Origin of the sequence: Janthinobacterium sp. TND4EL3, assembly GCF_900156175.1 — a bacterium.
In the GTDB taxonomy this organism is placed as follows: Bacteria; Pseudomonadota; Gammaproteobacteria; order Burkholderiales; family Burkholderiaceae_D; genus Janthinobacterium.
Map to the genome: position 1 here is coordinate 13572 of NZ_FTMV01000002.1, position 18544 is coordinate 32115.

20 protein-coding genes are annotated in these 18544 nt (G+C 62.3%); 13 read left to right on the plus strand and 7 right to left on the minus strand.

Features of this window, described 5'->3' with window-relative positions; genetic code table 11:
* The first annotated feature begins 7 nt into the window (after positions 1-7).
* Entirely contained in the window at positions 8-910 is a 903-nt protein-coding gene (gene mmsB, locus BXA07_RS03670) for a 3-hydroxyisobutyrate dehydrogenase (protein ID WP_076565735.1), read from the plus strand.
* A gap of 185 nt (positions 911-1095) precedes the next feature.
* On the opposite strand, the gene BXA07_RS03675 is transcribed toward mmsB, so the two are convergent.
* Positions 1096-1677: a hypothetical protein gene (locus tag BXA07_RS03675; protein ID WP_076565737.1), complete on the minus strand. Its 582-nt coding sequence runs from the start codon at positions 1675-1677 to the stop codon at positions 1096-1098.
* Positions 1678-1712: 35 nt separating this feature from the next.
* Entirely contained in the window at positions 1713-2303 is a 591-nt protein-coding gene (locus BXA07_RS03680) for a hypothetical protein (RefSeq protein ID WP_076565739.1), read from the minus strand.
* A gap of 245 nt (positions 2304-2548) precedes the next feature.
* On the opposite strand from BXA07_RS03680, the gene BXA07_RS03685 reads away from it, so the two are divergent.
* Positions 2549-3274: an HAD family hydrolase gene (locus BXA07_RS03685; protein ID WP_076565741.1), complete on the plus strand. Its 726-nt coding sequence runs from the start codon at positions 2549-2551 to the stop codon at positions 3272-3274.
* A 100-nt stretch (positions 3275-3374) separates the two neighbouring features.
* On the plus strand, positions 3375-4385 hold the full coding sequence (gene hrcA, locus BXA07_RS03690) for a heat-inducible transcriptional repressor HrcA (protein WP_076565744.1): 1011 nt from the start codon (positions 3375-3377) through the stop codon (positions 4383-4385).
* A gap of 42 nt (positions 4386-4427) precedes the next feature.
* On the opposite strand, the gene fur is transcribed toward hrcA, so the two are convergent.
* Positions 4428-4859: a ferric iron uptake transcriptional regulator gene (gene fur / locus BXA07_RS03695; protein WP_071075246.1), complete on the minus strand. Its 432-nt coding sequence runs from the start codon at positions 4857-4859 to the stop codon at positions 4428-4430.
* 123 nt (positions 4860-4982) lie between these two features.
* On the opposite strand from fur, the gene BXA07_RS03700 reads away from it, so the two are divergent.
* The 3 genes from BXA07_RS03700 to BXA07_RS03710 are packed head-to-tail and all read left to right on the plus strand — an operon-like array spanning position 4983 to position 6818.
* A complete protein-coding gene (locus tag BXA07_RS03700; RefSeq protein ID WP_076565746.1) occupies positions 4983-5654 on the plus strand; it encodes an outer membrane protein assembly factor BamE in 672 nt (223 codons plus the stop codon).
* A 19-nt stretch (positions 5655-5673) separates the two neighbouring features.
* Complete coding sequence (dapB, locus tag BXA07_RS03705; RefSeq protein ID WP_076565748.1) at positions 5674-6483, plus strand: 4-hydroxy-tetrahydrodipicolinate reductase; 810 nt, start codon at positions 5674-5676, stop codon at positions 6481-6483.
* Between the two features lie 8 nt (positions 6484-6491).
* A complete protein-coding gene (locus BXA07_RS03710; protein ID WP_076565750.1) occupies positions 6492-6818 on the plus strand; it encodes a barstar family protein in 327 nt (108 codons plus the stop codon).
* 54 nt (positions 6819-6872) lie between these two features.
* Here the strand turns inward: BXA07_RS03710 and BXA07_RS03715 are convergent, their stop codons facing one another.
* Positions 6873-8120 (minus strand): CaiB/BaiF CoA transferase family protein, encoded by a 1248-nt coding sequence (locus tag BXA07_RS03715; protein WP_076565752.1) that lies wholly within the window; start codon positions 8118-8120, stop codon positions 6873-6875.
* On the minus strand, positions 8120-9301 hold the full coding sequence (locus BXA07_RS03720; protein ID WP_076565754.1) for an acyl-CoA dehydrogenase: 1182 nt from the start codon (positions 9299-9301) through the stop codon (positions 8120-8122). The genes BXA07_RS03715 and BXA07_RS03720 overlap by 1 nt, the downstream gene beginning before the upstream one ends.
* 161 nt (positions 9302-9462) lie before the next feature.
* Here BXA07_RS03720 and BXA07_RS03725 point away from each other — a divergent pair, with 161 nt between their 5' ends.
* Complete coding sequence (locus BXA07_RS03725; RefSeq protein ID WP_076565756.1) at positions 9463-10362, plus strand: LysR substrate-binding domain-containing protein; 900 nt, start codon at positions 9463-9465, stop codon at positions 10360-10362.
* A 6-nt stretch (positions 10363-10368) separates the two neighbouring features.
* Here the strand turns inward: BXA07_RS03725 and BXA07_RS03730 are convergent, their stop codons facing one another.
* Together BXA07_RS03730 and BXA07_RS03735 are read right to left on the minus strand one after the other, a co-directional pair.
* Positions 10369-10761, minus strand: a complete 393-nt coding sequence (locus tag BXA07_RS03730) for a VOC family protein (RefSeq protein WP_244556175.1) — start codon at positions 10759-10761, stop codon at positions 10369-10371.
* Between the two features lie 54 nt (positions 10762-10815).
* Complete coding sequence (locus BXA07_RS03735) at positions 10816-11604, minus strand: DUF6597 domain-containing transcriptional factor (protein ID WP_244556176.1); 789 nt, start codon at positions 11602-11604, stop codon at positions 10816-10818.
* A 132-nt stretch (positions 11605-11736) separates the two neighbouring features.
* On the opposite strand from BXA07_RS03735, the gene leuS reads away from it, so the two are divergent.
* The 6 genes from leuS (at position 11737) to BXA07_RS03765 (ending at position 18447) form a co-directional block, all read left to right on the plus strand.
* Positions 11737-14376, plus strand: coding sequence for a leucine--tRNA ligase (leuS, locus tag BXA07_RS03740; protein WP_076565758.1), 2640 nt, complete (start codon positions 11737-11739; stop codon positions 14374-14376).
* Positions 14377-14378: 2 nt separating this feature from the next.
* Complete coding sequence (lptE, locus tag BXA07_RS03745) at positions 14379-14978, plus strand: LPS-assembly lipoprotein LptE (protein WP_076565760.1); 600 nt, start codon at positions 14379-14381, stop codon at positions 14976-14978.
* A 10-nt stretch (positions 14979-14988) separates the two neighbouring features.
* Positions 14989-16005, plus strand: a complete 1017-nt coding sequence (holA, locus tag BXA07_RS03750; RefSeq protein ID WP_076565763.1) for a DNA polymerase III subunit delta — start codon at positions 14989-14991, stop codon at positions 16003-16005.
* Between the two features lie 23 nt (positions 16006-16028).
* A complete protein-coding gene (locus BXA07_RS03755; protein ID WP_076565765.1) occupies positions 16029-17300 on the plus strand; it encodes a glutamate-5-semialdehyde dehydrogenase in 1272 nt (423 codons plus the stop codon).
* Between the two features lie 84 nt (positions 17301-17384).
* Positions 17385-17822 carry a CopD family protein gene (locus tag BXA07_RS03760; RefSeq protein ID WP_076565768.1) on the plus strand — a complete coding sequence of 146 codons (438 nt, stop codon included), beginning with the start codon at positions 17385-17387 and terminating at the stop codon, positions 17820-17822.
* A gap of 10 nt (positions 17823-17832) precedes the next feature.
* On the plus strand, positions 17833-18447 hold the full coding sequence (locus BXA07_RS03765; protein ID WP_076565771.1) for a 2-hydroxychromene-2-carboxylate isomerase: 615 nt from the start codon (positions 17833-17835) through the stop codon (positions 18445-18447).
* Positions 18448-18544: the final 97 nt, after the last annotated feature.

Genomic DNA, 18544 nt, shown 5'->3' on the forward strand with positions numbered 1-18544 from the left:
TTCAACAATGCAACATATCGCTTTTATCGGCTTGGGCAACATGGGCGCGCCGATGGCCCGCAACCTGGTCGCCGCCGGCTTCCACGTGTCCGTGTTCGACCTGGCGCCGGCGGCAGTGGCGTCCTTGGTCGAGGCGGGCGCCACGGCGGCTGCGTCCGCCAGCGCGGCCGTGCAGACGGCCGACGCCGTCATCACCATGTTGCCAGCCAACAAGCACGTGCAGGAACTGTACCTGGCGGCCGGCGGCGTGCTGGACTCGGCCAAGCCCGGCGCCCTGTTCATCGATTGCAGCACCATCGCCGCCGATGTGGCGCGCCAGGTGGCGCAGGCGGCCAGCGAGCGCGGCTTTGCCATGATCGATGCCCCCGTCTCGGGCGGCACGGCGGGCGCGGCGGCCGGGACCCTGACCTTCATCGTCGGCGGCAGCGAGGCGGCCTTGCAGCAGGCCCGGCCTTTGCTGGAAAAGATGGGCAAGAACATCTTCCATGCGGGCGAGGCGGGCGCGGGCCAGGTGGCGAAGATTTGCAATAACATGCTGCTGGGCATACTGATGGCGGGGACGGCCGAGGCGCTGAACCTGGGCGTGGCGCATGGCTTGGACCCGAAGGTCTTGTCCGACATCATGGCCAAGAGTTCGGGCCGCAATTGGACCCTGGAAGTGTACAACCCGTGGCCCGGCGTCATGGACGGCACGCCCGCTTCGCGCAACTACACGGGCGGCTTCGGCACGGCGCTGATGCTGAAGGACCTGGGCCTGGCGCAGCAGTCGGCCCTGTCGGCGAACGCGCCCACGCCCCTGGGCGGCCTGGTGCGCCAGCTGTACCAGATGCATGCGCAAGCCGGTTATGCGCAGCAGGATTTCTCCAGCATCGTGCAGATGCTGCAGCCGGGCTTGAACAAGTCCGCTTGAGGAATTCTGGACAAAAAAAAGCCCGCTGGTGAAAGCGGGCTAAATCCAATTCTTGGAAGAGTTGGAGGAGACAGATGCATTATGCTGCATCGCCACATATAACTCCAATTTATCTTTGGAATATCAACTATAGATTTCCATGATATCTCTTCCCGGTAGCCGCGCAGCGGCTACCGTTCCCTTACTCAGGCCGGATTGCAGGCGATCTGCACGGTGGTGATGTTGGCGCTGCCCATGGTGCCAACGCCAGTGCCCGGCTGTACGACGCACAGCAGATCTTTCGGCTGGGTGAAGACGCTGACGTTATAGGTGGCGCCATCGGCGACAGGACCGGCCATGGTAAAGGCCGTGGCATCCTTGGCCACCGTTGTTTGTGTATTGCCATTGATCAGCACCAAACCGTCCACGGTCAGGCCGGAAATCGTGCCGCCTACCGTGTAGACGTTTTGCGAGCAAGAAACAGCGGCGCTGATATTGACATAATGACCCGCCGAGCCCGAACCACCGACGATGTTGCAAGTCATATGGGCCGGTTGTTGCTTGAAGGTGATGTTGTACTCGGTGCCGTAGTCGATGCGCTTGGCAAAGGTGAACGATGTCTTGCCGGCCGCGATGGGCAGGGATTCGCCGCCATTGGCCAGGATCAGGCCCTCATTGTTCAAGCCACTGATGGTGCCGCTGACATCATACGAGGCCTTGCCGCCGCAAGCGGCCAGTCCCAGGGTCAGCAGCAGCGCGGCGAGTGGGCGCAAGCAGGATAACTTCATGTATTTCTCCAAAAATAGGTGACGGATCGCAAGGATTACTGCGGCGTGCAGTCAAGTGTGGCCGCAGTCGTGGCGGCAGAGCCCATCGTGCCGACGGTATCGCTGCTCGTGGAACCCTGGAAGCGGCACGTCTGGCCCTTTGGTTGAGCCCCGATGGAAATACTGTATGGGTCGCCGTCAGCAACGGCTTTGAATTCGTAGGAGGTGGCGCCAGCCAGTGGGCTGGTGCCCGTGGAACCCATTACCAGGTGCAAGCCGTCAGCGGTCAGCCCCGTGATGCTGCCGCTCAACACATAAGTGTTGGTGATGCAGCTGACCACGGCCGTTGTCACGGAGTAACTCGATGCCTTGCCGCTGCCATTCGTGATGGTGCAAACGGCGCCAGCCGGCTGCTGCTTGATCTTGATGTCATACCGGTCATCGGTATTGATCAGTTTGGTGAAATAGAAAGAGGACGAGCCGCTCGCTACCGGCAATTCTTCCGAGCCATTCTGCAGAATCAGGCCAGTCTTTGCCAGGCCGTAGACTTGGCCGCCGAGGTACAGATTGCCGCCGCTGCCGCCGCAAGCTGCCAGTGTGACGGCGCAAGCCGCCGCCAGCATCGAGCGCAGGTACAAATTTTTCATACATTCTCCAAAACGAATTAGGTGGGGTAGCGCAACACGGACGCTGGCGCCGCATTGGAATGGCGCCTATTTTAGTCTATCTGGCAAGCGGGATGATCTTGCCTTGTATCACCCTGTAACAATTTTTCGCCGGAAAGCGCTGGCCCGGCCCCATTTCACGAAGGGCGCAGCCGTGCTGGCGGCGGCGATCGGTGCGACAATAGAGGCAGGCTGCGCATCGTGGCGCGGCATCCATAGTGAGTTCCATGTCTCTTGCCCCTGTAAAAGCTGTCGCGCCGCCCAAGGCCATCCTGTTTGATCTCGACGATACGCTGTGGCCCATCGCGCCCGTGATCGCCGCCGCCGAAATCCTGCTGCACGACTGGCTGGCCACGCATGCGCCCAAGGTGGCGCAGCAGTTTTCCAGCGAGATGTTGCGCCAGCATCGTTTGACCATGCTCAACGAGCAACCGCATTTTCATGGCAACCTGATCGAGTTGCGCCGTGCGGGCCTGCTGTCGGCCTTCGAGGCGGCCGGCGAGGATCCCGCCCTGGTCGATGGCGCCATCGTGCACTTTTTGGCCGCGCGCAACCGTGTCCAGCCCTACGACGATGTCTTGCCCGGCCTGGCCTGGCTGCGCCAGCGCATGCTGGTCGGCTCTATCTCGAATGGCAACGCGGACCTTGAAATTATCGGCCTGGCGCAGCATTTCAAGGTATCGATTGCCGCCAGCGATTTCGGCGTGGCCAAGCCCGACGCCAGTATCTTCCTGGCCGGCTGTGCCGCGCTGGGCGTGGCGCCGCACGAGGCCGTGTACGTGGGCGATGACCTGTATTTTGACGTGACGGGAGCGCAAGGGGCGGGCATGCGCGCCGTCTGGATGAACCGCAAGGGCAGCGACGCGCACCTGGCGGCCGGCGTGCGGCCCGACGCCATCTGCGCGAACTTTGATGAATTGCTGCTGTGGCTGCAGAGGCAACTGGAAGATTGATCGCCGCTGGCCGGGCGAACGTGCATAATAGACGCTGTTGACGCACGTTTGGCCGCCTTCGTTGCCGTTTGCGTCACAGCACCTTGCTTAACTACACACCATGCAACTCGATACACGTGCCCAAACACTGCTGAAAGCCCTGGTCGAGCGCTATATTGCCGACGGCCTGCCGGTCGGTTCGCGCGCCTTGTCGAAGATTTCCGGCCTCGACCTGTCGCCGGCCACCATCCGCAACATCATGGCTGACCTGGAAGAGCTCGGGTATGTGGCCAGTCCGCATACCTCGGCCGGTCGCATTCCCACGCCGCGCGGCTACCGCATCTTTGTCGACACCTTGCTGACCGTCAAGCACCTGGACGAGCAGCTGGTGGAATCGCCGCTGCGCCTGCAGACGCCGCAACGCACCATCGCCAATGCGGCGCAGATGCTGTCGTCGCTGTCGCAGTTTGCCGGCGTCGTGCTCAGCCCGCGCCGTGAATCCGTGTTCCAGCAAATCGAATTCCTGCGCCTGTCGGAAAAACGCATCCTGCTCGTCATCGTCGCCCCGGGCGGCGACGTGCAGAACCGCTTATTGTTGACGGAGGCCGACTATACGCCCGCGCAGCTGGTGCAGTCAGCCAACTACATCAACCAGAATTACGGCGGCCTGTCATTCGACGCCGTGCGCGTGCGTCTGCAGGGCGAACTGCGCCAGCTGCGCGACGATATGGGCAGCCTGATGCAGGCGGCCGTGGAAGCGGGCAGCGAAGCGATGGCTGACCATAGCGACGACATGGTGATTTCCGGCGAGCGCAACTTGCTCAGCGTGAGCGACCTGTCATCGAACATGCATTCGCTGCGCCAGATGTTCGACATGTTCGAGCAAAAGACGGGCCTGATGCAGCTGCTCGACGTGTCGAGCAAGGCGACGGGCGTGCAGATTTTCATCGGCGGCGAGTCGAACCTGGTGCCGATGGATGAGATGAGCGTGGTGACGGCGCCGTATGAAGTCAACGGCAAGATTGTGGGAACGCTGGGAGTGATCGGCCCGACCCGCATGGCCTACGAGCGGGTCATTCCGATTGTCGATATCACGGCAAAATTGCTGTCCAACGCATTGAGCCATCATTGAACGTCAGACCGGCCGTTTCCTTGTGGAAACGACCGGCGGGTATCAGGCGGTTTTGTGCGGGCAGGCTGTCTTGATGCAGTTGCCGTAGATGGCCAGTGCGTGTTCGGCGATCTTGAAGCCGCGCTCTTCAGCCACCTTTTGCTGGCGGATTTCGATGTCTTCGTCGAAGAATTCTTCGACCCGGCCACAATCGAGGCACACCAGATGGTCGTGGTGGGAGCCTTCGTTGAGCTCGAAAATCGCCTTGCCGGTTTCAAAATGGTTGCGGTTAAGCAAGCCTGCCTGTTCGAATTGCGTCAGGACACGGTAGACAGTTGCCAAACCGACATCCATATTGTCGGCCAACAGAATTTTGTAGACGTCTTCCGCTGTCAGGTGGCGTACCGGGCTACTCTGGAAGATATCGAGTATCTTCAGCCGTGGCAGGGTCGCTTTCAGGCCGCTTGCCTTGAGATCACTAGGATTGTTACTCATGTTTGTTGCTCGTATGTGGGTCAGGTGCTTTATCATATAGCGTTTTGTCGGGGAGTGCCAAAATATGCATTTTTTGGCGGGCCGGTCACTCCTGGCGTTTTGTTCATCCAATTGAGGTCATTTATGCGCGTAACCCCGGCTGTATTGCCATCTCTCTGGCACCGTCTTTCCTTTCGAGCCCCAGTCGTGGCAGGCATGGTCTGTGTCGCGCTGATGGCGTCTGGCTGTGCCAGCCGTGGCATCCTTGGCGAAAAGCCGGCCATCTCCCAGAAAGAAGGCCAGGAGGTCGTTCCGGAAAAAGGTGCGCAGACCACCACGGTGACGCAACTGCAGAAATTCATGTGGTTTTTCTCGCCCTACCGTCCTGACATTCAGCAAGGCAACTTTGTCTCCGAAGAAATGCTGGCCCAATTGAAAGTGGGCATGACGCGTGATCAGGTACGTTTCGTCCTCGGCACTTCGCTGCTGACCGATATCTTCCACGCCGACCGCTGGGACTATCCATTCCGCCTGGCCCGGGGCAATGGCGAAACCACCAGCAGCCGCGTGGTCGTGTACTTTGACAAGGAAGGCAAGGTTGCGCGTTTCGAAGGCGGCAACTTGCCGACAGAGAAAGAATACATCGACCGCATCGCCGGCCCATCGCCGTTTGCCAAGGTGGCCAAGGCCAATGTGCCGGCCGCCGTCGTCCCGTCGCCCGTGGCGCCGAGCGCCGTGCCGGGGCCCGACGATGCCGCGCCGGCTATCCCCGTGCGACGCAACAAGTCGGACGCTACCGACACTTCCACCAAATAAGTTGCTGTAAGAGAATAAAATGACTGAACTCAAAATTGCCATCGCTGGCGCCAGCGGCCGCATGGGCCATATCCTGATCGAAGCGGTCAGCAACGCGCCCGACGCCGTGCTGGCCGGCGCCCTCGACCGTGTCGGTTCGCCGTCCGTCGGCCAGGATGCCGCTGCCTTCCTCGGCAAGCCTGCCGGCGTGCTGATCGAGTCCGACCTGGCCACCGGCCTGGCCGGCGCCGATTACCTGATCGACTTCACGCGCCCCGAAGGCACTTTGCAGCACCTGGCGTATTGCGCCGAGCACGGCATCAAGATGATCATCGGCACCACCGGTTTCGATGACGCAGGCAAGGCTGCCATTGCCGCCGCCGCCGAAAAGACGGCCATCATGTTCGCGCCGAACATGAGCGTGGGCGTGAATGTCACCATGAAACTGCTGGAACTGGCCGCGAAAAGCCTGTCCGAAGGCTACGACATCGAAATCATCGAAGCGCATCACCGCTACAAGGTCGATGCGCCATCGGGCACGGCCCTGCAAATGGGTGAAGTGGTGGCCGGCGCCCTGGGCCGCGACCTGAAGGAATGCGCCGTGTACGGCCGCGAAGGCGTGACGGGCGAACGCGATCCGTCGACCATCGGCTTTGCCACCATCCGCGGCGGCGATATCGTCGGCGACCATACGGTGTTGTTTGCCGGCATCGGCGAACGCATCGAGATCAGCCACAAGTCGAGCAGCCGCGTCACCTACGCCCACGGCGCCCTGCGTGCCGCGCGTTTCCTGGCCGACAAGCCGACGGGCCTGTTCGACATGCAGGACGTGCTGTCGCTGAAGAACTGAGGAAGACCATGGCCACTGCCATCCTGAATGGAAAAGACATCACCGACGCAGCGAGCTTTCACGCGCAATGCGTGCAAGCCTTCGGTTTCCCCGAGTTCTACGGCAACAGCATGGATGCCTGGGTCGATTGCCTCAGCTACCTGCGCGATGATGAAAACATGACGCAATTCCGTTTGAAACCGAACGAAGTGCTGGAAATCGTCGTGCAGGACGCTGACGCGATGAAGGCGCAAGTGCCTGATCTACTGGAAGAAATCACGTTCTGTATCGCCGGCATCAATGAACGCTATGACGATTACGGCGAAAAACCGGCGTTGAAGCTGGTGCTGAAATAAGGTTGCAGACATAAAAAAACGCCGGACAGTTTTGCAACTGGCCGGCGTTTTTCTTTAGACGACCTTGCGTTCGCGCAAACCGTCAATCTCCCCACTCTCCAACCCCAGCCACTGCTGCAGCACTTCCTGCGTATGCTGCCCCAGCAATGGCGGCGGCAAGCGGTACTGCACCGGCGAGCCGGACAGGCGCACGGGATTGGCCACCAGCGCAACAGTCCCCGCCGTCGGATGCGGCATCTCCACTTTCAAGCCCCGCGCCACCACTTGCGGGTCGGCAAAGACCTGGTCGATGCGGTTGACGGGGCCGCACGGCACGGCTTGCGCCTCGAAGGCCGCAATCCATTCGGCCGTCGTGCGCATGACCGTGGTCTGGCGCATCAAGGGGATCAAGATCGCCCGGTGCGCCACGCGCTGCGGGTTGGTGGCGAAGCGTTCGTCCTGCGCCCATTCCGGGTGGCCGGCGACGGCGCAAAAGCGCGAGAACTGTCCATCGTTGCCGATGGCCAGAATCATGTCGCCATCGGCCGTGGGGAAGTCTTGATATGGAACAATGTTCGGATGCGCATTGCCCATGCGCTGGGGCACTTTGCCGCCGCACAGGTAGTTGGCGGCCTGGTTGCCCAGGGCCGCAACTTGCACGTCGAGCAGGGCCAGGTCGATGTGCTGGCCCAGGCCCGAGCGCTCGCGCTCGCTGAGGGCCGCCTGCACGGCGATGGTGGCGTACAGGCCCGTCATGATGTCCGTCTGCGCCACGCCCACTTTTTGCGGCCCGGCGCCCGGCTGGCCGTCGGGCACGCCGGTGATGCTCATCAAGCCCCCCATGCCCTGGATCAGGAAGTCGTAGCCGGCGCGCGCCGCGTACGGCCCGTCCTGGCCAAAGCCCGTGATGGAGCAGTAGACGAGGCGCGGGTTAAGCGCCAGCAAGCTGGCAGAGTCCAGGCCATATTGCTTCAAGCCATCCAGCTTGAAGTTTTCCAGCAAGACATCTGCTTCGGCCGCCAGCCGGCGCACCAGCGCCTGGCCTTCGGGCGCGGCCAGGTCGATGCACAGGGAGCGCTTGTTGCGGTTGGCGCACTGGAAATAGGCGGCTTCGGCCGTGTCGCGGCCGTCCTCATCCTTCAGATACGGCGGACCCCAGGAGCGCGTGTCGTCGCCGCGGCCCGGCTGCTCGACCTTGACGACGTCGGCACCGAGGTCGGCCAGCAATTGTCCGGCCCACGGACCGGCCAGCACGCGCGACAGGTCCAGCACGCGCAAGCCGGTCAACGGCGCGGGCCGCAGGGTGGAAGCCAAGGCGTCCATCAGTTGCTGAAGGCGGCGATGCCGGTGATGGCGCGGCCGATGATCAGCGCGTGCACATCGTGCGTGCCTTCATAGGTGTTGACCACTTCCAGGTTGACCAGGTGGCGGATGACGCCGAACTCGTCGGAAATGCCGTTGCCACCCATCATGTCGCGCGCCATGCGGGCGATGTCGAGGGCCTTGCCGCAGCTGTTGCGTTTCATGATCGAGGTGATTTCCACGGCGGGCGAACCCTCATCCTTCATGCGGCCCAGGCGCAAGCAGCCTTGCAAGCCCATGGTGATTTCCGTCAACATGTCCGCCAGTTTCTTTTGCACCAGCTGGTTTGCAGCCAGCGGGCGGCCGAATTGCTGGCGGTCCATCGTGTATTGGCGCGCCTTCAGGTAGCAGTCTTCGGCCGCGCCCAGCGCGCCCCAGGCGATACCGTAGCGGGCGCTGTTCAGGCAGGTGAACGGACCTTTCAGGCCGCGCACGTCGGGGAAGGCGTTTTCTTCCGGGCAAAATACTTCATCCATGACGATTTCGCCGGTGATGCTGGTGCGCAAGCCGACCTTGCCGTGGATTTCCGGCGCCGACAGGCCTTTCCAGCCTTTTTCCAGCACAAAACCGCGGATCGCGCCTTCATCGTCCTTGGCCCAGACGACGAAGACGTCGGCGATCGGGCTGTTGGTGATCCACATCTTGGCGCCGGAGATACTGTAGCCGCCCGGGACCTTGCGCGCGCGCGTGACCATGCTGCCAGGGTCGGAGCCGTGGTTCGGTTCCGTCAGGCCGAAGCAGCCGATGAATTCGCCAGTCGCCAGTTTCGGCAGGTATTTCTGTTTGGTTTCTTCGTTGGCGAAGGCATTGATCGGCACCATCACCAGCGACGATTGCACGCTCATCATCGAGCGGTAGCCGGAATCGACGCGCTCGACTTCGCGCGCGGCCAGGCCGTAGCAGACATAGTTCAGGCCGGCGCCGCCGTATGCTTCGGGAATGGTCGTGCCCAGCAAGCCCAGCTCTCCCATTTCGCGGAAGATGGCGGCGTCCGTGCGGCCATGGCGGAACGATTCGAGCACGCGCGGCACCAGGCTGCCCTGGCAATAGTCGCGGGCCGCTTCCAGCACGGCGCGTTCGTCGCCCGTCAGTTGTTCTTCCAGCAGCAGGGGGGAATTCCAGTCGAATACGGTTTTGCTCATCACAGGCCTCGCAGGTGAGCGCCGGTGATCGGCGCAAGATTGAATATGGCTCATGGTAGGTTCTTGCCTAGCCTTGCGCAAACGATTTTTTCGCACCCAGACATGCGTGTGGCGCATATCTTGCGGCATACTGGTGACTTCTTCCCTGTCATCGCTCCGCCATGTCCAGAAAAATTCCCATGCTACAAGCCTTGAATTGCTTCGAGGCGGCCGCGCGCCACCAGAGCTATACGCATGCGGCGCGCGAACTGTCGCTGACGCAAAGCGCCGTCTCGCGGCAGATATCTTCCCTGGAAAGCTTTCTTGGCGTGCAATTGTTCCAGCGCACGCGCCATGGCGTGCTGCTGACCAGCGCCGGCGCCGCGTATGCGCGCCAGATTGCGGCGCGCCTCGACGGCCTGGAGCGCGACACGCTCGACACCATGGCGCGCCAGGGCGGGGGCGGCGCCTTGCAGCTCGCGTCCGTGCCCACGTTTGCCACGCGCTGGCTGATGCCGCGCCTGTCGTCGCTGGCGGGCTTGCACTCGGACATCGTCGTGCATATCGATGCCTACACGAAACCGTTCATGTTTGCCGATACGGAATACGATGGCGCCCTGTACGCAGGCACGCCCGAGCAGCTGGCGCGCTGGCCCGGCACGCGGGCCACCTTGCTCATGCATGAAGAAATCGTGCCCGTCGCCAGTCCGCGCCTACTGGCCGCGCGCAGCGCCTGGCAGCCGCAGGATTTGCTGGAATTAACGTTGTTGCAACAAAGTACGCGCCCGGGCGCCTGGCGCCAGTGGTTTGACGCCATGCAGGTCGAAGGAGAAGGGGCGCGCTACGGCGCGCGCTATGAACTGTTTTCCATGCTGGCCATGGCGGCCGTGCAGGGACAGGGCGTGGTCTTGCTGCCCCGTATGCTGGTCGAAGCGGAACTGGCCCGCGGCGAGCTGCGGATTGTGTGCGAGCGCCCACTGCGCGGCCAGCGCGCATATTATTTGATCACGCCCGAGGCGGCGCATGAAAAGCTGGCCTTGCAGCAGTTCCGGCTGTGGCTGCAGGGCGAGGCCGCCGCTTAATGCAACTTAACGTACCTTGGCCGTATCGAAGTGGGGATTGTCGATCAGGCCGATCTGGTTGCCGAACGGATCGAGCAATTCCACCGTGCGGATGCCGTCGCCCACGTCCGTGATCGGGTGGTGCAGGGTGCCGCCCAGCGCAACGATGCGCTCGACTTCCGCTTCGATGCCGTCCACGCCCCAGTATGTCACGCTGCCCTGCGTGCCAGCTTCGCCGCCCGGCAGCAGGCCCAGTTCGAAGCCGCCGATGGCAAAACCGACATAGAACGGCTGGTCGAAATACGGCGCCGTGCCGAACACCTGGCTGTACCAGGCTTTGGCCTGGTCCAGGTCGGGGACGGGATAGGTGACGGTGCGTAAACCCTTGATCATGTTCTGCTCCTGTTGGTTGAAATGCATGACGCCATCATGCCACCGGCGCACGCCGCGCGATTGGAAAAATGGAAGGTCGTCCTAGCCGTGCCGGCCCGTCAGCCACGCCTCGGGCGAACTGCGGGCGAAATCCTGGAAGTCGTGGATCAGGTGCGACTGGTCGAAATAGCCGTATTGCAAGGCCACTTGCGCCCAGTCCGGCTGCTGCGGCAGGTTTTTCAAGCCAGCGCTGGCGGCGCGGAAACGGCAGATGCGGGCAAACAGCTTCGGGCTGATGCCGACTTGGCGCCGGAATTGCAGCGCCAGGTGCTGGCGCGATACGCCCAGCTGCTGCGCCAGGCCATCCACGCGCAGCATGCCCTGCGCGCCTTCGATGGCGGCAATCGCGTGTTCGGCGACGCCGGCCGGGCGCAGCGGCGGTCCTTGGCGCAGGCGCAGCAGCAGATAATCTTGCAAAATAGAAATTCTTTGCGCGTTGGACAAGGGCTCGCTCCACAGCGCGTCACCGAGGCGCGCCGCCAGGTCGCGGCCCCAAAGTTGTTGCAGATCAACACGCCCGTCATTGAGTTCGCACAGGGGCAACTGGAAGAAACGTGCCGCCGCGCCCGGCTTGAAGCGGGCCGCCACGGTCTGCACGAGGCCCCGGCTGACGACGGCAATCGGCGCTGTCATCATGCCGACGGCAAAGCTGGCATCCTGCTGGTCCTGGCACAAAATATCGATGCAATTGTCGGGCAAGACCTGGTGCGTCAAGGGCGTGGCGCCTGTCTGCACGCGGCAGGTCCAGACGCAGTCCAGCCAGGGCCGCAGGGCGGGGATGGGGACATATTCCTGGTAGACGATCATGGCCGGCTTTGATGCAAAGAACAAGATTGCACATATATTACACAGCATAATTGGACACCGGCAAAAATATGCCGGCCCGGGCCGCCAGCGCGCCGCGCTATCGGGCGGCGACAACCAGTATAATGCTCGGTTCATATCCACTATTGGCCGCACATCATGCAAGATAAATATAGTCCCGCCGACGTCGAACAAGCCGCCCAATCGCACTGGAAGGCGATCGACGCCTATAAAGCCGTCGAACACGACCCGCGTTTCCCTAAAGGCAAGTATTTTGCCTGCTCGATGCTACCTTACCCTTCGGGCAAGCTGCACATGGGTCACGTACGCAACTATACGATCAATGACGTGATGTACCGCTACCTGCGCATGAACGGCTACAACGTGCTCATGCCGATGGGCTGGGATGCGTTCGGCATGCCGGCGGAAAACGCGGCCATGGCCAACAACGTGCCGCCCGCGCAATGGACGTATTCGAACATCGCCCACATGAAGCAGCAGATGGAATCGATGGGCCTGGCCATCGACTGGTCGCGCGAGATGACGGCCTGCAAGCCTGAATACTACAAATGGAACCAGTGGATGTTCCTCAAGATGCTGGAAAAAGGCATCATCTACAAGAAGACCGGTACCGTGAACTGGGACCCGATCGACCAGACCGTGCTGGCCAACGAACAAGTGGTCGATGGCAAAGGCTGGCGCTCGGGCGCGCTGATCGAAAAGCGCGAAATCCCCATGTACTACGCGCGCATCACCGATTATGCGGAAGAGCTGCTGGCCTATGTGGACGACAAGCTGCCGGGCTGGCCCGAGCGCGTGCGCATCATGCAGACCAACTGGATCGGCAAGTCGACGGGCGTGCGCTTCGCCTTCCCGCATGAGATCAAGGACGCGAACGGCGCCCTGATCGGCGACGGCAAGCTGTACGTGTTTACCACCCGTCCGGACACCGTCATGGGCGTGACCTTCTGCGCCGTGGCCGCCGAACACCCGCTGGCCATCCACGCCGCGCAAACCAATCCTGCTCTGGCCGCGTTCAACGCCGAATGCAAGCTCGGTTCCGTGATCGAGGCGGACATGGCGACGATGGAGAAGAAGGGCATGCCGACCGGCCTGTTCGTCACCCATCCGCTGACGGGCGCGCAAGTGGAAGTGTGGGTCGGCAACTACGTGCTGATCACCTACGGCGACGGCGCCGTGATGGGCGTGCCGGCGCACGACGAACGCGATTTCGGCTTTGCCAAGAAATACAATCTGCCGATCAAGCAAGTGATCGAAGTCAAGGGCCAGGAATTTTCGACGGACGCCTGGCAGGAGTCGTATGGCAGCAAGGACGGCGTCTGCGTCGCCTCCGGCAAATACGACGGCCTGCATTTCGCGTCCGCCGTCGATGCGGTGGCCGCCGACCTGGCGGAGCTGGGCCTGGGCGAGAAGAAAACCACGTTCCGTCTGCGCGACTGGGGCATTTCGCGCCAGCGCTACTGGGGCACGCCGATCCCGATGATCCATTGCCTTGAGTGCGGCGTGGTGCCGGTGCCGGAAAAAGACTTGCCGGTGGTGCTGCCGGAAGACTGCGTGCCGGACGGCACGGGCAATCCGCTGAACAAATATGAAGCCTTCCTGCAGTGCGACTGCCCGCAGTGCGGCAAGCCTGCCCGCCGCGAGACGGATACCATGGATACCTTCGTCGATTCGTCGTGGTACTACATGCGCTATACCTCGCCAGGCTCGAACGACGCGATGGTCGACGCGCGCAATGATTACTGGATGCCGATGGACCAGTACATCGGCGGCATCGAACACGCCGTCATGCACTTGCTGTACGCGCGCTTCTGGACCAAGATCATGCGCGACTTCGGCCTGGTCAAGTTCGACGAGCCTTTTGTGAACCTGCTGACGCAGGGCATGGTGCTCAACGAAACGTATTTCCGCAAGGACGCGGCGGGCAAGACCACCTGGTTCAACCCGGACGACGTGCGCCTGTCGCTCGACGACAAGGGCCGTCCGCAGTCCGCCATCCTGGTGGCCGACGGCCAGCCGGTGGAAATCGGCGGCACGGAAAAAATGTCGAAGTCGAAGAACAACGGCATCGACCCGCAAGCGCAGATCGAGCAGTACGGCGCCGACACGGCCCGCCTGTTCACCATGTTCGCCTCGCCGCCGGAACAGACCCTGGAATGGTCGGGCAGCGGCGTCGAAGGCGCGAACCGCTTCCTGCGCCGCGTGTGGAACTTCGGCTATGCCCAGTCGGCGACGATCCAGGCCGCACTGGCTGGCGCTGCCGCACCGGCCACGGGCGACGCACAGAAAAACCTGCGCCGCGAATTGCACAAGCTGCTGCAGCAAGCCGATTACGACTTGAAGCGCATCCAGTACAACACCGTGGTGTCGGCCTGCATGAAGATGCTCAATACGCTGGAATCGGCCAAGCTGGACGATAGCGCGCAGTCGAAGGCGCTGATCGCCGAAGGCTTCTCCATCTTCCTGCGCCTGCTCAATCCCGTCGCGCCGCACATCACGCACGTGCTGTGGCAGGAACTGGGCTATGCCGGCGTGCATGGCGACCTGCTCAACGCCGCATGGCCGCAGGTTGACCCGCAAGCGCTGGAGCAGTCCGAGATCGAGATGATGATCCAGGTGAACGGCAAGCTGCGCGGCTCGATCACGGTGGCCAAGGATGCGGACAAGGCCAGCATCGAAGCGGCCGCACTGGCGTGCGAAAGTGTGCAGAAATATGTCGAAACCACGCCGAAGAAAATCATCGTCGTGCCGGGCAAGTTAATCAGCATCGTGGTGTAACTATGACGACTTCCTCTTCCGTATCGCTGTTTGGCGGGCGCGCCTGGCGCGCCATGCTGGCCATCACCCTGACCATGTTGTTGTCGGCCTGCGGCTTTCACCTGCGTGGCTCGAATGGCAGTTTCATGCTGCCGTTCGCGACGATGTATATCGGCTTGCCCGATTCGTCGCCGCTGGCGATTGACCTGAAACGCTATATCCGCGCCGTCGGCAGTACGGAAGTGGTTAACCTCAAGGATGGCGCTGATGCCGTTCTTGAAGTCCTCAGCGATCCGGAGAAGAGTCGTACCAAGACCATCCTGTCCCTGAACAAGAATGGCCGCGTACAAGAGTATCAACTCGGCTATTCGATCAATTTCCGTGTGCTGGACAAGGCGGGTAACCAGTTGCTGGCGCCGACGACCATCAGCCTGGTGCGTCCGATTACGTTCAATGAAGCGCAGTTGCTGGCCATGGAGACGGAAGAAACGCAGTTGTACCGTGACATGCGCAACGACATGGTGCAGCAGATCATGCGTCGTCTTGCCGCCATCAAGCCGGTGTTGCCGGCCATGTCGGTGGCGCCCGTGACGCCGGTCGCGCCAGCGACCCCGCAGCAGTAACGGGGACGCCATGCAATTGCGGATAGATGCGCTCGATGGGCATGTGGCCAAGCCGTTGGCGCAGCTGTACGTCATCACCAGCGATGAGCATTTGCTGGCACTGGAGGCGGCTGACAAAATCCGCCGTGCCGCGCGCGCGCAAGGTTTTTCCGAGCGCGACGTGCTGACGGTGGAGCGCAGTTTCAAGTGGGGCGAACTGCTGGCGGCGAACCAGGAGCTGTCGCTGTTCGGCGATAAAAAACTGATCGAGCTGCGCATCCCCACCGGCAAGCCGGGCAAGGATGGCGGCGCGGCGCTGCAAAGCTACGCGAAAAACCTCAGTCCCGACAACCTGACCTTGATCACCCTGCCCAAGCTGGACTGGGCCACGCAGAAGGCGGCCTGGGTGGCCAGCCTGCAGCAGGCAGCCGTCTACATCGAGATTCCGAATGTGGAACGGGCGCAGCTACCGCTGTGGATCGGCCAGCGCCTGGCCGCGCAGGGGCAGAGTGCGGAGCGGGCCAGCATCGACTTCATCGCCGAGCGCGTGGAGGGCAACCTGCTGGCGGCGCACCAGGAAATCCAGAAGCTGGGCTTGCTGCACGCTGCGGGCAAGCTGACGTATGAACAAGTGCAGGACGCGGTGCTGAACGTGGCCCGCTACGACGTCTTCAAGCTGTCCGAGGCCATGCTGGCCGGCGATCCGGCGCGCCTGGTACGCATGCTCGAAGGCTTGAAAGGCGAGGGCGAGGCGCTGCCGCTGGTCTTGTGGGCCGTCTCCGAGGAAATCCGTACGCTGTTAAAATTGAAGGCCGGCATGGCGCAAGGGCGCCCGCTGGGCGCGCTGCTGAAGGAATACCGCATCTGGGGGCCGCGCGAACGCATGATGGAGCCGGCCCTGCGGCGCATTTCGCTGCCCGTGCTGGAAGCGGCGCTGCAACAGGCGGCGCAGGTGGACAAGATGATCAAGGGCCTGCGCGCCAAGGGTTATGCGGGCGATGCCTGGGATGCCATGCTGCAACTGGGACTGAAGGTCGCCCGAGGCTAGTTTTTTACTATATGGATACGAGCATGGACATCACAGAATATATGCAGGACGTGGGCACGCGTGCGCGCGCCGCTTCGCGCGCCATGGCGCGTGCCGACAGCGCCACACGCAACCGCGCCTTGACCCTGATCGCCGCCGCCATCGTGCGCGATGCCGATCTGCTGCGCGCGGCCAACCAGCGTGACCTCGATGCGGCCGCCGCCGCCGGCCTGGCGCCGGCCATGCTCGACCGACTGACCCTGTCTGACGCCGCCATCGCCACCATGGTCGAAGGCTTGACGCAAATCGTGTCGCTGGCCGACCCGATCGGCGAAATCTCGAACATGAAATACCGCCCGACGGGCATCCAGGTGGGGCAGATGCGCGTGCCACTGGGCGTCATCGGCATCATCTATGAAGCCCGCCCCAACGTGACGGTCGACGCGGCCGGCCTGTGCATCAAAAGCGGCAACGCAACGATCCTGCGCGGCGGCTCGGAAGCCATCCATTGCAACCGCGCGCTGGCCAAGCTGGTAGCCGAGGGCTTGCTGGGTGCAGGCCTGCCGGCCGATGCCGTGCAAGTGATCGACACCACCGACCGCGCCGCCGTGGGCCTGCTCATCACCATGCCGCAGTTCGTCGACGTCATCGTACCTCGCGGCGGCAAGGGCTTGATCGCGCGCCTGATGAACGAAGCCACCGTGCCGATGATCAAGCACCTCGACGGCATCTGCCACGTCTACATCGACGCCAAGGCGGACCTGAAAAAAGCCGTCGATATCGGCTTCAACGCCAAGTGCCACCGCTACGGCACCTGCAACACCATGGAAACCTTGCTGGTGGCGCGCGCCATCGCACCGACCGTGCTGCCGCAACTGGCCGAACTGTACCTGACCAAGCAGGTGGAATTGCGCGCCGATCCGGAAAGCCATGCCATCCTGGCCGCCGCCGCCTACCCGCACCTGGTAGCGGCCACCGAGGAAGACTGGTCCACCGAATACCTGGCCGCCATCCTGTCGGTGAAGGTGGTCGACGGCATCGACGAAGCGATGGACCACATCAACCGGTATTCGTCGAAGCATACGGAGTCCATCATCACGGAAGATTACAGCGACGCGCTGCGCTTCCTGCGCGAAGTCGATTCCGCCTCGGTGATGGTGAACGCCTCGACGCGTTTCGCCGACGGCTTCGAATACGGCCTGGGGGCCGAGATTGGCATCTCGAACGACAAGCTGCATGCGCGCGGCCCGGTGGGGCTGGAAGGCCTGACCTCGCTCAAGTATGTGGTCTTTGGCCACGGTGAAGTACGAAAGTAAGCATCGTAGGTAGTACGTCTTCGCGGGCGGCACACAAGGCGGCCCGTGCTCTCATTTCTGTAGCTCTCTGACACTGGGAATCCCATGCTCTTTCTCTGGACCAAAGCCTTCCACATCATCTTCGTCATGTCCTGGTTTGCCGGCCTGTTTTATTTGCCGCGCATCTTCGTGAACCTGGCGATGGAGACGGAAACCGTGGCCACCGAACGCCTGCTGCTGATGGCGCGCAAGCTGTACCGCTTCATGTCCCTGCTGGCGCTGCCGGCGATGGTGCTGGGACTGGCGTTGATGTGGATGCTGTACGGTGGAGGCGAGGGCCGCATGAAGATGCCTGGCTGGATGCACGCCAAGCTGACGTTCGTGGTGCTGCTGCTCGGCTATCACCACGCCTGCGGTTCCATCCTGCGCAAGTTTGAAAAAGGTCTCAACAAGCGCAGCCACACCTGGTTCCGCTGGTTTAATGAAGTGCCGGTGCTGATGCTGCTGGCCGTCGTCGTGCTGGTCGTGGTCAAGCCTTTCTAAGGGAGTCGAGATGAGTGCAAGCCAGAACAAAGTCGTGCAATATTTCTTTGCGCCCCACTCGCCATGGACCTACCTGGGGCATGCGCGCCTGGTGGCCATCGCCGCGAAGACAGGTGCACAGATCGACGTGCGCCCCTTCGACCTGGGCAAGGTCTTCAGCGTCTCGGGCGGCTTGCCGCTGGCCAAGCGCGCACCGCAGCGCCAGGCGTATCGCCTGGCCGAGCTGGCGCGCTGGTCGGCCTTTTTGCAGGTGCCCTTGAATCTGCAGCCGAAGTTTTTCCCCGTATCGCCGGAAGCGTCGGCCAAGCTGATCATCGCTACGCGCCTGGCGCACGGCGTGGAAGCATCGCTGAACCTGGCGCACGCCATCATGCGCGGCCTGTGGGCGGAAGAGCGCAATATCGGCGACGAAGAAACCCTGGTACAGATTGCGTTTGACGCCGGTTTCGATGGGCGCCAGTTGCTGAAAACGTCGGAAACGGCCAGCGTGCAGGCGGAATACGACGCCAATACGGAAGCGGCCACCGCCGCCAGCGTCTTCGGCTCGCCATGGTACATCGTCGATGGCGAAGGCTACTGGGGCCAGGATCGCCTCGATTTTGTCGAGCGCGCGCTGGCGAAATAATTATGGAAAGATGTCAATGTAGGTCGGTTTAGCGCTTCGCGCGTAATCCGACAAGCTCAGTCGGCAGCGGTGTTTGTCGGCTTACGCTCTGGTGGGC